Annotated in this window: 10 protein-coding genes; 4 read left to right on the plus strand and 6 right to left on the minus strand. The window is 65.7% G+C overall.

Annotated elements, in window-relative coordinates; translation table 11 throughout:
- Nucleotides 1–225: 225 nt before the first annotated feature.
- A complete protein-coding gene (locus BM382_RS01980; RefSeq protein ID WP_011061594.1) occupies nucleotides 226–2,313 on the plus strand; it encodes an EAL domain-containing protein in 2,088 nt (695 codons plus the stop codon).
- Nucleotides 2,314–2,322: 9 nt separating this feature from the next.
- Here the strand turns inward: BM382_RS01980 and BM382_RS01985 are convergent, their stop codons facing one another.
- On the minus strand, nucleotides 2,323–4,767 hold the full coding sequence (locus BM382_RS01985) for a hypothetical protein (protein WP_072441651.1): 2,445 nt from the start codon (nucleotides 4,765–4,767) through the stop codon (nucleotides 2,323–2,325).
- 334 nt (nucleotides 4,768–5,101) lie between these two features.
- Here BM382_RS01985 and BM382_RS01990 point away from each other — a divergent pair, with 334 nt between their 5' ends.
- The 3 genes from BM382_RS01990 to BM382_RS02000 all read left to right on the plus strand — a co-directional run bounded on the left by BM382_RS01990 (nucleotide 5,102) and on the right by BM382_RS02000 (nucleotide 7,585).
- Complete coding sequence (locus BM382_RS01990; protein WP_011061592.1) at nucleotides 5,102–5,359, plus strand: hypothetical protein; 258 nt, start codon at nucleotides 5,102–5,104, stop codon at nucleotides 5,357–5,359.
- Nucleotides 5,346–6,518, plus strand: coding sequence for an NnrS family protein (locus BM382_RS01995; protein ID WP_011061591.1), 1,173 nt, complete (start codon nucleotides 5,346–5,348; stop codon nucleotides 6,516–6,518). The genes BM382_RS01990 and BM382_RS01995 overlap by 14 nt, the downstream gene beginning before the upstream one ends.
- 98 nt (nucleotides 6,519–6,616) lie before the next feature.
- Nucleotides 6,617–7,585, plus strand: a complete 969-nt coding sequence (locus BM382_RS02000) for a sensor domain-containing diguanylate cyclase (protein ID WP_019095501.1) — start codon at nucleotides 6,617–6,619, stop codon at nucleotides 7,583–7,585.
- Nucleotides 7,586–7,648: 63 nt separating this feature from the next.
- Here the strand turns inward: BM382_RS02000 and BM382_RS02005 are convergent, their stop codons facing one another.
- From BM382_RS02005 to BM382_RS02025, 5 genes are all read right to left on the minus strand, one after another.
- The gene (locus BM382_RS02005; protein WP_072441654.1) at nucleotides 7,649–8,524 is read right to left on the minus strand and encodes a hypothetical protein; all 876 of its coding nucleotides are present in this window, start codon (nucleotides 8,522–8,524) and stop codon (nucleotides 7,649–7,651) included.
- Between the two features lie 70 nt (nucleotides 8,525–8,594).
- Nucleotides 8,595–9,389 carry an enoyl-ACP reductase FabI gene (fabI, locus tag BM382_RS02010; RefSeq protein WP_011061588.1) on the minus strand — a complete coding sequence of 265 codons (795 nt, stop codon included), beginning with the start codon at nucleotides 9,387–9,389 and terminating at the stop codon, nucleotides 8,595–8,597.
- Nucleotides 9,390–9,411: 22 nt separating this feature from the next.
- Nucleotides 9,412–11,022, minus strand: coding sequence for an ABC transporter ATP-binding protein (locus tag BM382_RS02015; RefSeq protein WP_072441657.1), 1,611 nt, complete (start codon nucleotides 11,020–11,022; stop codon nucleotides 9,412–9,414).
- 1 nt (nucleotide 11,023) lies between these two features.
- Nucleotides 11,024–12,043, minus strand: a complete 1,020-nt coding sequence (locus BM382_RS02020; RefSeq protein ID WP_011061586.1) for an ABC transporter permease — start codon at nucleotides 12,041–12,043, stop codon at nucleotides 11,024–11,026.
- A 1-nt stretch (nucleotide 12,044) separates the two neighbouring features.
- Nucleotides 12,045–13,118, minus strand: a complete 1,074-nt coding sequence (locus BM382_RS02025; RefSeq protein ID WP_011061585.1) for a microcin C ABC transporter permease YejB — start codon at nucleotides 13,116–13,118, stop codon at nucleotides 12,045–12,047.
- Between the last annotated feature and the right edge of the window lie 2 nt (nucleotides 13,119–13,120).

A 13,120-nucleotide genomic window follows, 5' to 3' on the forward strand; every position in this document is an offset into this window, starting at 1 on the left:
AATCGACCGTGCTTGAGCGGGTGGCCGCGCAGGCAGTCAAGCCTGGCGTGAACAGGACGATAAAAGACTGGGATCGGGGCCATTCAGTGCTTGCTGAATGGGGTTTCTTCAGTGGTATCTTCGCCGGTATTCGCTTGTCATGGCCTGGCGCTGCATTGCGTATCCATGGGGCGGGCGGCAACGTTCGGGGGGTATCGGACGCGCAGCGGCAAAGGGGCGGGGCTTATGCGAAACGTGGGGTTCAAGCTGTTTTTCACCCATCGTCTGGCACTCCTGGCGGGTGCCGAGTCATTACGCTCGATCCGCGAAGGCCTGTTGTGGCTGCTGCCATGCCTGCTGGTCTCGGCGCTGCTGCTGATCCTCGGCCAGTGCGCCCAGGCGCTGGGTGCGCCGCCAGCATTGGTGGAGCTGCTGACCGGCCTGCACAACCGCATCAGTTCGATCATTCCCCTGCTGGTGGCGGCGTCCATCGGCTACATGCTGGCGATCAAATACCGCCTGCCCCAACTGCCGGTGGCCTTCCTCTGCCTGTCCCATGTGGTGATCGCCATCTACCTGCTGCGCGACTACCCGCGGGCGGCGGCGACCTTCGTGCTGTTCATCGCCATCGCCTCGCCCCTGGTCAATGTGCCGCTGATGGCCCGGCTGCACCGCCAGCGCTGGACCCGGCTGGTGGACGAAGGGCTGGTGGGGCACAACCTCAAGGGCACCATCAACATGGTGCTGCCGGGGATGGTGACCTCTTTGGTGCTGGTCTGCGTGTTGCAACTGCTGCTGCAGTTCCATGATTTTGCCTACGTCGAGCGGCCGATCGATATCGACGACCTGGACAACCCCTACCTCAACGCGATCTTCCTGACCTCGACCAATTCGCTGCTGTGGTTCTTCGGCATTCATGGCGCCCATGCCATGCAGCCGCTGATGGATGTGATGGACCAGGCCGTGACGCTCAACGCCGCGGATCAGGCCGCTGGCCGGCCATTGCGCTATGCCTTGAACAGCGGCTTGCTGGGCTGTTTTGCCTTCATTGGCGGCTCTGGCGGTTCCCTGGCACTGGTGCTGGCGATCCTCGGCTTCTCGCGCAACCGCTCCATGCGTCTGCTGGCCTTGGCGAGCCTGGCGCTGTCGCTGTTCAACGTCAACGAACTGCTGTTGTTCGGTGTGCCGATCATCCTCAACCCGCGCCTGCTGGTACCGTTCATGCTGGTGCCGATGGTCAATGCCTGCCTGGCGCTGCTGGTGGTGCAACTGGGGTGGGTGAGCCCGGCGCTGGTGAGCCTGCCCTTTACCTCGCCGGTGCTGCTCAATGCCTACCTCAGCACCCAGGGCGACTGGGGCGCGGTGCTGCTGCAAGGGCTGCTGCTGGGGGTCGGCATCCTGATCTACATGCCCTATGTGCGCAGTATCCAGCGCCAGGGCGAGCAAAGTGCCCAGGTCTACCTGAAAACCTTCGACACCACCTTCCATGGCCTGGAGGAGCGGGGCCGGCTGTTCGAGCTGGACCCGATGGTGGCGTCCTATCAGCAGGCCGCCCAGCAGTCCTTGCAACTGGCCCGTATCCAGCAGTTGAGCGACTACGACTTCCACCTGGAGTATCAGCCCCAGGTGATCAAGGACAGCGGCTTGTGCAGCGGTTGCGAAGCGCTGATCCGCGCCCGTGACCGCGAGGGCAAGGTGCAGTCGCCCTGGGAACTGCTGCAGTGGCTGGGCCAGGCCAAGCTGATGCCCGAGGTGGATTTCTGGGTGGCGTCCCAGGCGGTGCGCCAGCACCTGGCGTGGCGCAAGGTCGGCTTCGAGCTGCCCATCACCATCAATATCTCCAGCGCCACCCTGGCTTCCCGGGAACATGGCCAGCGCCTGCTGGAGATTCTGGCCCGGGCCCAGGGCCAGGTGTCGGTGGAGATTACCGAGGATGCCCTGGTGGGCGATGCGCTGCTGACCCAGCAATGGATCGGCAAGCTCCATGCGCTGGGCGCCCGGGTCTATATCGATGACTTCGGCACCGGCTTTTCCGCCCTGAGCTACCTGCACCAGTTCCCGGTGGACGGGATCAAGATCGACCGCAGCTTTGTCCTCGCCCAGCGTGAACCCAAGGGCGCCCAGGTGTTGAACGGCCTGCTGCGTTTTTGCGAAACCCTCAAGCTCAAAGTGGTGGTGGAAGGGGTGGAAACCCGCGAGCAGCTGGATTTCCTGCAATCGAGTGCCGAGCTGACCATCCAGGGCTGGTACTACAGCAAATCCCTGCCCGGGGAGCAGATCCCCGGTTTTGTCAGCCAGCGCGCGCGGGACGCCCAGGCACTGAAGGCCGATTGACCCCGGGGCTCAAGCCCCGGCGCGGAAGGCCGGGTGCGCCGGGCGGCGCAGCGCCTGCCACGCCCTGGCCTGGGGCCAGTCGGTGGCGCTCAGCCACAGCCCCTGGTGTTCACGCAAGGGTTCGGCGGGCAGGCGCAACAGGTCCTCCAGTGCCCACTCCAGGCTGTGGCCCGGATCGGGATCGTCCGCCACCTGCCAATCCCGTTCGAACAGCTGCAGCGCCAGGCCCCGGGCATCGAAGTGCTGGAACAGCGGGCGGTGGCGCAGCCAGTCGGGGGCGATGCGCAGGCTGCGTTCCTGCACATCGAGCAGCAGCAACTGCCAGGCGCGGTAGCCCTGCTGCGGGTCGCCGGCGCCGAGCCGGAGCCGGGTCAAGGCCAGGTAGCGGGCGTCGGTGGACCAGATCAGCGACGGAGCCAGATCGCCTACTGCACAGCCGGAGGCGGTGAGCAGGTGGCCGCCGAGCCGCGGGCTGGTTTCCCGCAGCCAGCTGTCGGCGTACTCGGTTTCGCTGCCAAACAGCCACGCGGCGTCGCGGCCATCGGGGGCAGGCTGGATAAAGTCACCCTCGGCGACCGCGGCCTGAGGCCGATCCACCAGGCGCCAGGGCGCCACGGGCTGCAATTGGTCATCGATCACCTGCCAGTCCTGGCGCTCATAGCAGGGCTGCGAGGCCGGGCCTTCGGTGCAGAACGCCGCGGCGTGTTCAGGTGCGGGCGCCGGCCGGTTGAAGCGTTGCAGCGGGCTGCTGGCGTGGTCCGGGTCGAGGCGCCCGACCAGCACGGCCAGGCTCAGGCGGCCCTGGCGAAAGTCCAGCAGGCGCGCCGCCAGCAGTGCCGGGCTGTAGATCAGGCGCTGCTGTTGCAGGTCCGCCACCACCACCTGGGGGGCAAGCTCCAGGGTCTCGCTCCAGGGCAGCAGGGCCAGGTAGCGCTGGCAATCGGAAACCCGATGGTCCAGCAACCAGCACCCGGGCAGTTGCCAGGTGCCGATCTGGCATCGGTAGGCACCCAGGCCCCGGGGGTTGTCCGTCAGCCAGCTGAACAGCGCGCGCTGCTCGCCCAGCAGGGGCTGGGACTGGATCCGGCTTTCGCCCCGGGCCCCGCTGCCGTCCAGGGGCTGCAGCAACTGGGTGCGGGTCAGCGGCAGTGGCGCCACTTGCAGGCAGCCTTGCCGGTCATGGCCGACGCCGGTTTCGCTGTCGCTGTGGGTACTGTGCAAGCGATAGCCGTAGCGCCCGTGGTCCGCCTCGGCCAGGTCCAGGTATGCGCTGTAGCCCAGCCAGTGGCGGTCCAGGCTGAGCAGCGGGCCAGGGTAGAAGGATGGTTCTGCATGGCTGGCGACCCAGGGCGCGGGCAATGCCCGCCAGCCCTTGTCGGCCTGCCACAGCCAGCAGCACGCGGCCTCAGGCTGCGCCTGCTCGTGGGCGATGCAGGCCAGGGCCCGGCCATCGTCGCGCCAGATGCGGGGTGCGTCCGCCCGCAGCAGTAAGCCGCTGGGCTGGCCGTCGATGCTTATGCGATAGGGCGGCGTGCGCAGGGGTTCCAGGGGTTGCTCCAGGGCCCTGAGGCTGGCCGGCAGCGCCAGGCTGGCGTGCAGCCGGTGGCTGCCGTGGGGTGCGCTTTCTTCGAAATCCTGGCAAGCCAGGGCCTCCAGCCACTGGCCCGGCTCCAGCCAGAGATCGGCTACCGCCACCAGATCGACGCATTCGGCCTCCTGCAGCAGGCTGTTCAGGCTGGCCTGGTGCTGGCCGTTGTCCACCAGCGGGCTGTGGCGGCCGCTGAGGGTGTCGGCGCTGAAGGCATCCAGCTCCCAGAAGTGTTCCCGGTTGCAGCGGTACAGGCGGCGCTGTTCACGGTCGAGGATGGCCAGCCCCCAGTGTTGCCTGGAAGGCAGCGGCGCGGCGAAGTAGCGCCCGTCACTGGAAAACCGCGCCGAGGACCCCAGCCCTTGCAGCAGCACCCCATCGGGGAACAGGTAGTCGCAATAGGTGGGCCCGCCCATGGCGATCTCGCCGTGATTGAACACCCGGATCGGCTGGCCCTCCGGGGTCTGTTGCGGTTCGTTGCCGCCCCAGGCGCTGATCGGTGTGGGGCTCGGCTGCACCAGCCCCAGGCGGCGTTCCAGGTGGCTGACCGCTGCCAGCCCGGCAAAGATGCTGGTGAAGGCGGCGGCGATATCCCAGTAGGCCGGCAGGGCCCGACCCAGGCTGAAGCCCAGGCCGAACGCGGCGCTGATCATCAGCCGCGCCAGGCCGCGGGCGGTTTTAGGCCAGCCCAGGCGCGCCGCCAGGGTCATCGCCGCTGCGCAGCCGAGCAACACCCCCAGGGCCGCCGGGGGCGGCAGCAGGGTGACGAAGAAGATCGGGATGAGCAGGGCGGCCAACTGCCAGAGCAACTCCAGCAACAGGCGTGACAGGCTCTTTTCGGATGCGGGGGAGGAAGCTTCGGGCATCGGCGACATCCTTGTATGGGAGCGAGCGAGCTCGCGATGGGCGTCAACGATAACGCGGGTCTACAGGAAGTGCGCGGCGTTTTCCGATGCATCGCGAGCAAGCTCGCTCCAGCAGAGGGGGGATTGGCTCAAGAGGGGCAGTCTGCCCTTGCCGGCGAAAAAGGGCAGCGGGGAAAAATGCAGTCATATTGACTGCGTTGGCGGTCTTTATGACTTCTTCTTTATCTGGTCATAAAGACTCTTGAGGTGGCAGGGCCCGGTTTTACGGGCTCTGCGCGCTGGCATGAAACGTGAAGGGCCAGTCATGCCATTGTGTGTTCGAGGAGTTGTCGACATGAGCCGTTACTTCGATTCGCCGCTGCATGTACTGCACCTGTCCAATGCGCTGCTGTGGTCGGGCAGCCTGTTGCTGGGCCTGGGGGTGTACGCCGCCTATGTCCATTCCGGCCATTTGCCTATCGCCACCCTGGTGCTGATGCACAGCCTGGTGATGATCGGGCCGACCCTGTTGAAGATCGGTTATGTCATGCGCCTGCTGGCCCAGCGGCGCATGGCCCAGTGCCAGGGGAGGGCTGCCTGTGTCTTTGCCTGAAGCCTGGCACCGCTGGACCGGCCAGCCCCTCTGGAGCCTGGGGTTCCGCCCGTTCTTCCTCGCCGGCGCCGGCTTTGCCTGCCTTGCCCTGGTGGGTTGGGGCCTGTGGCTGCATGGTGCGCTGGCGGGCCTGCAACCGGTGGCCGGGATGCTGGCCTGGCACCGTCACGAAATGCTCTTCGGCTTTGCCGTGGCGATCGTTGCCGGCTTCCTGCTGACGGCGGTGGCCAACTGGACCGGCCGCCCGGGCCTGAGCCGTACGCCGTTGCTGTTGCTGTGGCTGCTGTGGCTGGCGGGGCGCCTGGCCTGGTGGCTGCCGCTGCCGGGCCCGCTGTTCGTTGTGGTGCAACTGGCGTTCATGCCGTTGCTGGCGGCGGTGATCGGGCGCGAGCTGTGGTGCGCCGGCAAGCGCGAGAACTACCCCATGGTCCTGGTCCTGGGGCTGCTGGCGCTGTTTCAGGGGCTGACCCTGTGGGGCCTGTTGGAACACCAGGACAGCTGGCAGCGGCGCGGCGAACTGGGTGCCTTGTGGCTGGTGGCGACCCTGATGACGGTGATCGGCGGCCGGGTGATTCCCTTCTTCATCCAGCGCGGGCTGCAACTGCCCCCCCAGGCGCCGACATCGCCCTGGCCGACCCGAGTGTTGCTGGTGGGCAGCCTGCTGGCCGCGTTGTCCATGGCCCTGGGCGGCGGTGACGCTCCCCGCGGGTGGCTGGCGCCGCTGTTCGCCCTGCTGGCGGGGCTGCAAGGCTGGCGCTTGTGGCGCTGGCACCGGCCGGGGCTGTGGAGGGTGCCGTTGCTTTGGTCGCTGTACCTGGCCTACGGGTGGCTGGCCCTGGCAACCCTGGGCATGGCGCTCTGGCACCTGGGCTGGTCGATACCCCAGAGCCTGGTGACCCATGCCCTGGCGGTGGGCGGCCTGGGCGGGCTGGTGCTGGGCATGGTGGCGCGGGTCAGCCTCGGCCACAGTGGCCGGCCCCTGCAGGCTTCGCGGGCCATGGCCGGTGGTTTTGCGCTGCTGTTCCTGGCGGCCTTGTGCCGGGTCCTGCTGGTGCCGTTCAGCAGCCTGGGGCTGGGCCTTTCAGCGCTGCTGGCAGGCCTGGCGTTTGCCGTGTTCGTGGCTGGCTACGGGAGGATTCTGTTGACCCCCCGGTTGTGAGGGCCACCTGCTCACTGGCTCCTGCCGCGCCGCTTTAAATGATAAGCCGTCGTTATTCTGGACTACGCTTGGAATCTTAGCCGCGAATGGAGTCAGCGATGTTGTATCCCAGCAAACCCAACAATGAGGCCTTGAGAATCCAGACCCTGCGGGAGCTGAATGTGCTCGATACCTCACCGGAGGAGCGTTTCGACCGCCTGACCCGGCTGGCCAAGCGTCTGTTCAACGTGCCCATTGCCCTGGTCAGCCTGGTGGATGCCGACCGGCAATGGTTCAAGTCCTGCGTGGGGCTCGACGTCAGCGAAACCTCGCGGGACATTTCCTTCTGTGGCCACGCGATCCTCGGCGACCAGATCCTCACCGTGCCCGACGCCGGCCTGGACGAACGCTTCCACGACAACCCGCTGGTGGTGGGCGCGCCGGGCATCCGCTTCTATGCCGGTTGCCCGCTGACGGTCACCAATGGCAGCAAGCTCGGCACTCTGTGCCTGATCGACATCAAGCCCCGCGACCTGGACGACGAGGATCGGGCACTGCTACGGGACCTGGCGCGCATGGCCGAGCAGGAACTGGCGGCGGTGCAGATGGCCAGCATGGACGAGCTGACCCTGCTGTCCAATCGCCGCGGCTTCGAGGCCCTGGCCCGGCATGCCCTGGGGGTGTGCAAGCGCCTGGAAAAACCGGCGACCCTGCTGTTCTTCGACCTCAACGACTTCAAGCAGATCAATGACACCTACGGCCATGCCGAAGGCGACGGCGCCCTGAAGACCTTCGCCGACGTGCTGCGCATCGCCTTTCGCGAGAGCGATGTGATCGGCCGCCTGGGGGGCGATGAGTTCGTGGCCCTGCTGACCGCTGCCGACCATATCGAGACTTCGGCGATCATGGCGCGCCTGCGGGAGATTCTCGACGAGCGCAATGCCACCTTGAAGCGGGGTTATGACATCCGCTTCAGCGTCGGCCAGATCGAATACGACGCCGAACGCCATCCCGACATCGAGGCGTTGCTGGCGGACGCCGACAAGGCCATGTACCTGCACAAGCAGGCGAGCAAGCGGGCTCGCTGAGGGTTGCTGCCGCCAAGCCCTGCCCGGTGACGCGGGGCAGGGAAGGGCGTCAGTGGCAGGGCGCTATTGGCCGCGCTCCATCAGCGGTGGGCTATAGCTTTCCTCGATGTCGACCCCGGCCGCCCTGGCTCGGCTTTCAACTTCTGAGCGACGTTGCAGCCGTTCTTTCAAATGCGCAGGGAACAGGGTTCTCCATTGGGCTCTTTGTGCCTCTGCAAAGTCGCGGGTCCAGAACGTGTCCAGGGACATCAGGTTCAGGCTTATCAAGTAGACAGCGCTTTGCAGGGGGGCGCTTTTCGAGTCGTAGCGCAGGGCTCGGACATGCGCAATGTAGTTGCCGTGATAGAGATACCAGTCATAGAACATGTTGTTGCCCAGCCACTGCTCAAGGCTCATCTCATGGTTGGCATCGAACAGCGGGTGGCTGAGTGGCTGGGTACCCAGGAGGCTTTCCTTCCAGTCCAGCTTGTGCAACTCGCCAGCGGCTATTCGGGGGGCGGAAGGGAAGTAGTATTTTTGCCATCCAGCGTTCTTCAACGTCCTGAGAAGGTTATAGACAAGCGCCTTGTTGGCCTTGTGAGTGCTGTTGTCCGGCAGCCCACGAAGGTCGATGTTCAATGCCTGGATGGTGTTTGAGGTATTGCCATCAACGGCAATCAGCAGCCCGGCCACCTGATCCAGTTCAAGCGTGCCCTCGGGCTGGGCCAGGCTCAGGTCAAGGAGTGCTCCCTGACGATCCGCCTCATACCAACATAGGTGGACCGCATCCAGGCAGTCGGCGGTAAAGCTCACCGGGCTCTTTTCCAGGAACTCGGCAACCGGTGTGCCCAAGGAGATGTGCAGGCGTGCGACGCTGCTCCGGGTTTTATTCGAGGCGGTATCTTGGGTGTTGTCGCAGCCGGCTAGAAACAGCGCGAGCAACAGATAGCACAGCTTCATGTTTGGCCTTTCCAATGAGCAGGAAGGGGCAGGGTGGCGAGGGCGCAAGCCCCCTCGCCACCGCCGCAGATCACTCGTCGAGGTTGCCCATGGCGGTGGTGTTGAACCCCCCGTCCACGTACATGATCTCGCCGCTGATGCCCGAGGCCAGGTCCGAGCAGAGGAAGGCGCCGGCGTTGCCGACTTCTTCGATGGTGACGTTGCGCCGCAGCGGGGTTTGCGCCTCGTTGGCCGCCAGCATCTTGCGGAAGTTCTTGATCCCCGAGGCCGCCAGGGTGCGGATCGGCCCGGCGGAAACGGCGTTGACCCGGGTGCCCTCCGGGCCCAGGGAGCCGGCCAGGTAGCGCACGCCGGCTTCCAGGGAGGCCTTGGCCATGCCCATCACGTTGTAGTTGGGCATGGTGCGTTCGGCGCCCAGGTAGGACAGGGTCAGCAGGCTGCCGTTGCGGCCCTTCATCATTTCCCGACCGGCCTTGGCCAGGGCCACGAAGCTGTAGGCGCTGATGTCGTGGGCAATGCGGAAGCCCTCGCGGGTGGTGGCATCGGTGAAGTCGCCTTCGAGCTGGTCGCCAGGGGCGAAGCCCACGGAGTGGACGATGCAGTCCAGGCCGTCCCATTTTTTTCCCAGCGCGGTGAAGACCTGGGCGATCTGCTCGTCACTGGCCACATCGCAAGGGAAGCACAGCTCGGCGCTGGAGCCCCAGCCTGTGGCGAATTCCTCGACCCGGCCCTTGAGTTTTTCGTTCTGATAAGTGAAGGCCAGCTCGGCGCCTTCACGATGCATGGCGGCAGCGATGCCGGAGGCGATCGACAGCTTGCTGGCGACACCGACGATCAGGACACGCTTCCCAGCGAGAAAACCCATATGCTGCTACTCCTGTTTCAGGTTATTCGGCGCTTGCCGGAGCCAGGAAGGCGGCTTCCAGCAGTTGCCGTGTGTAAGGGTGTTGCGGGGCGTCGAAGATGCCCCCGGCGTCCCCCTGTTCCACCACCTGGCCGTGCTTGATCACCATCAACTGGTGGCTCAGGGCCTTGACCACCGCCAGGTCGTGGCTGATGAACAGGTAGGTCAGGTTGTACTTGCTTTGCAGTGTGCGCAGCAGTTCCACCACCTGGCGCTGCACCGTGCGGTCCAGGGCCGAGGTCGGTTCGTCCAGCAGGATCAGCCGCGGCTTGAGCACCAGGGCCCGGGCAATGGCGATGCGCTGGCGTTGCCCGCCGGAGAACTCATGGGGGTAGCGGTGCCGGGTGTCCGGGTCCAGGCCGACCTCCTTGAGGGCTTCGATGATGGCCTGTTCCTGCTCCTGCTCACTGCCTATCTTGTGGATGCGCAGGCCCTCGCCGACGATCTGGCTCACGCTCATGCGCGGGCTGAGGCTGCCGAAAGGGTCCTGGAACACCACCTGCATTTCCCGCCGCAGCGGCCGAACCTGTTGCTGGGTCAGGCTGTCCAGTTGCTGGCCCTCGAAGCGAATGCCGCCCTGGCTGGCAATCAGGCGCAGGATCGCCAGGCCCAGGGTCGACTTGCCCGAGCCGCTTTCACCAACGATGCCCAGGGTCTGGCCCTGGGGCAGGCTGAAGTGGATGCCGTCCACTGCCTTGACGTGATCCACGGTGCTGCGCAGCAGGCCTTTCTTGATCGGGAACCAGACCTTGAGGTTGTCAACCTCCAGCAGCGGCGGGCCAATCTCGTTGGCCGCCGGCAGGCCGCTGGGTTCTGCGGCCAGCAGTTCCCGGGTGTAGGGATGCTGCGGCGCGCGGAACAGATCTTCGCAGGATGCCTGTTCGACGATGCAGCCCTTCTGCATGACACAGACCCGGTGGGCAATGCGCCGCACCAGGTTCAGGTCGTGGCTGATCAGCAGCAGCGCCATGCCCAGGCGCGCCTGCAGTTCCTTGAGCAGCTCGAGGATCTTCAGCTGCACGGTGACATCCAGGGCTGTGGTGGGCTCGTCGGCGATCAGCAGTTCCGGCTCGTTGGCCAGGGCCATGGCGATCATCACCCGTTGCCGCTGGCCGCCAGACAGCTCGTGGGGCAGGGCCTTGAGACGCTTGTGCGGTTCGGGGATGCCCACCAGCTCCAGCAGTTCCAGGGTGCGCCGGGTGGCGACCTTGCCGGTCAGGCCCTTGTGGATGCCCAGCACTTCGTTGATCTGCTTCTCGATGCTGTGCAGCGGGTTCAGCGAGGTCATGGGCTCCTGGAAGATCATCGCGATGCGGTTGCCGCGGATATGGCGGATGGTCTTCTCTTTCAGGGTCAGCAGGTCGTGCCCGGCATACTGGATGGTGCCGCTGGGGTGGTGCGCCAGAGGGTAGGGCAGCAGCCGCAGGATGGAGTGGGCGGTGACCGATTTGCCCGAGCCGCTTTCGCCCACCAGGGCCAGGGTCTCGCCGCGCTTGATGTCGAAGCTGACGCCTTGCACCACCCGCTGGCGGTGCTCGCCGGTGACGAACTCCACCGCCAGGTCGCGGACTTCGATCAGGTTGTCCTGGGTCATGTCATTTCCTCGGGTCGAAGGCATCGCGGGCGGATTCGCCGATGAACACCAGCAGGCTGAGCATGATCGCCAGCACGGCGAAGGCGCTCATGCCCAGCCAGGGCGCCTGCAGGTTGGACTTGCCCTGGGCCACCAGCTCGCCGAGGGATGGCGCCCCCGGCGGCAGGCCGAAACCGAGGAAGTCCAGGGCGGTGAGGGTGCCGATGGCGCCGGTGAGGATAAAGGGCATGAAGGTCATGGTGGAGACCATGGCGTTGGGCAGGATGTGGCGGAACATGATGGCGCCGTTCTGCATCCCCAGGGCCCGGGCCGCGCGCACGTACTCCAGGTTGCGCCCGCGCAGGAACTCGGCCCGCACCACGTCCACCAGGCTCATCCAGGAGAACAGCAGCATGATCCCCAGCAGCCACCAGAAGTTGGGTTGCACGAAGCTGGCGAGGATGATCAGCAGGTAGAGCACCGGCAGGCCGGACCAGATCTCCAGGAAGCGCTGGCCCACCAGGTCCACCCAGCCGCCGTAGAAGCCCTGCAGGGCGCCGGCGATGACGCCGATGATGGAGCTGAGAATGGTCAGGGTCAGGGCGAACAGCACCGACACCCGGAACCCGTAGATGACCCGGGCCAGTACGTCGCGGCCCTGGTCGTCGGTGCCCAGCAGGTTGTCCGCCGAGGGCGGCGCCGGGGCCGGCACCCGCAGGTCGTAGTTGATGCTCTGGTAGCTGAAGGGGATCGGTGCCCAGAGTACCCAGGCATCCTTCTGCGCCAGCAGTTCGCGGATGTAGGGGCTCTTGTAGTTGGCTTCCAGGGGGAATTCGCCGCCGAAGGTGGTTTCCGGGTAGCGCTTGAGGGCCGGGAAGTACCAGCCGCCTTCGTAGTGCACCACCAGCGGCTTGTCGTTGGCGATCAGCTCGGCGCCCAGGCTGAGGACGAACAGCACCAGGAACAGCCACAGCGACCACCAGCCGCGCTTGTTGGCCTTGAAGCGCTCGAAGCGCCGGCGATTGAGGGGGGACAGGTTCATCTCAATGCTCCCGGCTGTCGAAGTCGATGCGAGGGTCGACCAGGGTGTAGGTCAGGTCGCCGATCAGTTTCACCACCAGCCCCAGCAGGGTGAAGATGAACAGGGTGCCGAACACCACCGGGTAGTCGCGGTTGATCGCTGCCTCGAAGCTCATCAGGCCCAGGCCGTCGAGGGAGAAGATCACTTCCACCAGCAGGGAGCCGGTGAAGAAGATGCCGATGAAGGCCGAGGGGAAGCCGGCGATCACCAGCAGCATGGCGTTGCGGAATACATGGCCGTAGAGCACCCGGCGCTGGGTCAGGCCCTTGGCCTTGGCGGTGACCACGTACTGCTTGTTGATCTCGTCGAGGAAGCTGTTCTTGGTCAGCAGGGTCATGGTGGCGAAGTGGCCGATCACCAGGGCGGTGACCGGCAGCGCCAGGTGCCAGAAGTAGTCGAGGATCTTGCCGCCCCAGCTCAATTGGTCGAAGTCGTTGGAGGTCAGGCCGCGCAGGGGGAACCAGTTGAAATAGCTGCCGCCTGCGAATACCACGATCAGCAGGATGGCGAACAGGAAGGCCGGGATCGCGTAGCCGACGATGATCGCCGAACTGGTCCAGACATCGAAGTGGCTGCCGTGGCGGGTGGCCTTGGCGATCCCCAGGGGGATCGACACCAGGTACATGATCAGGGTGCTCCACAACCCGAGGGAGATGGACACCGGCATCTTTTCCTTGATCAGGTCCACCACCTTGGCGTCACGGAAGAAGCTGTTGCCGAAATCCAGGGTGGCGTAGTTCTTGATCATGATCCACAAGCGTTCCGGCGCCGACTTGTCGAAGCCGTACATGTGCTCGATTTCCTTGATCAGCGCCGGGTCCAGGCCCTGGGCGCCGCGGTAGCTGGAACCGGCCACCGAGACTTCGGCGCCGCCGCCGGCGATGCGGCTGGTGGCGCCGTCGAAGCCTTCGAGCTTGGCGATCATCTGCTCCACCGGGCCGCCGGGTGCGGCCTGGATGATCACGAAGTTGATCAGCAGGATGCCCAGCAGCGTGGGGATGATCAGCAGCAGGCGGCGAAAGATATAGGCCAGCATGG

The organism is Pseudomonas sp. NFPP25, from assembly GCF_900116505.1.
In the GTDB taxonomy this organism is placed as follows: domain Bacteria; phylum Pseudomonadota; class Gammaproteobacteria; order Pseudomonadales; family Pseudomonadaceae; genus Aquipseudomonas; species Aquipseudomonas protegens.

What these genes read in the sequence shown, in the direction of transcription:
- BM382_RS01990 (WP_011061592.1), top strand. Translation starts at nt 5,102, where the DNA reads ATGAGCCGTTACTTCGATTCGCCGCTGCATGTACTGCACCTGTCCAAT.
- fabI (WP_011061588.1), bottom strand. Translation starts at nt 9,389, where the DNA reads ATGGGTTTTCTCGCTGGGAAGCGTGTCCTGATCGTCGGTGTCGCCAGC.
- BM382_RS02020 (WP_011061586.1), bottom strand. Translation starts at nt 12,043, where the DNA reads ATGAACCTGTCCCCCCTCAATCGCCGGCGCTTCGAGCGCTTCAAGGCC.
- BM382_RS01980 (WP_011061594.1), top strand. Translation starts at nt 226, where the DNA reads ATGCGAAACGTGGGGTTCAAGCTGTTTTTCACCCATCGTCTGGCACTC.
- BM382_RS02025 (WP_011061585.1), bottom strand. Translation starts at nt 13,118, where the DNA reads ATGCTGGCCTATATCTTTCGCCGCCTGCTGCTGATCATCCCCACGCTG.
- BM382_RS01985 (WP_072441651.1), bottom strand. Translation starts at nt 4,767, where the DNA reads ATGCCCGAAGCTTCCTCCCCCGCATCCGAAAAGAGCCTGTCACGCCTG.
- BM382_RS02000 (WP_019095501.1), top strand. Translation starts at nt 6,617, where the DNA reads ATGTTGTATCCCAGCAAACCCAACAATGAGGCCTTGAGAATCCAGACC.
- BM382_RS02005 (WP_072441654.1), bottom strand. Translation starts at nt 8,524, where the DNA reads ATGAAGCTGTGCTATCTGTTGCTCGCGCTGTTTCTAGCCGGCTGCGAC.
- BM382_RS02015 (WP_072441657.1), bottom strand. Translation starts at nt 11,022, where the DNA reads ATGACCCAGGACAACCTGATCGAAGTCCGCGACCTGGCGGTGGAGTTC.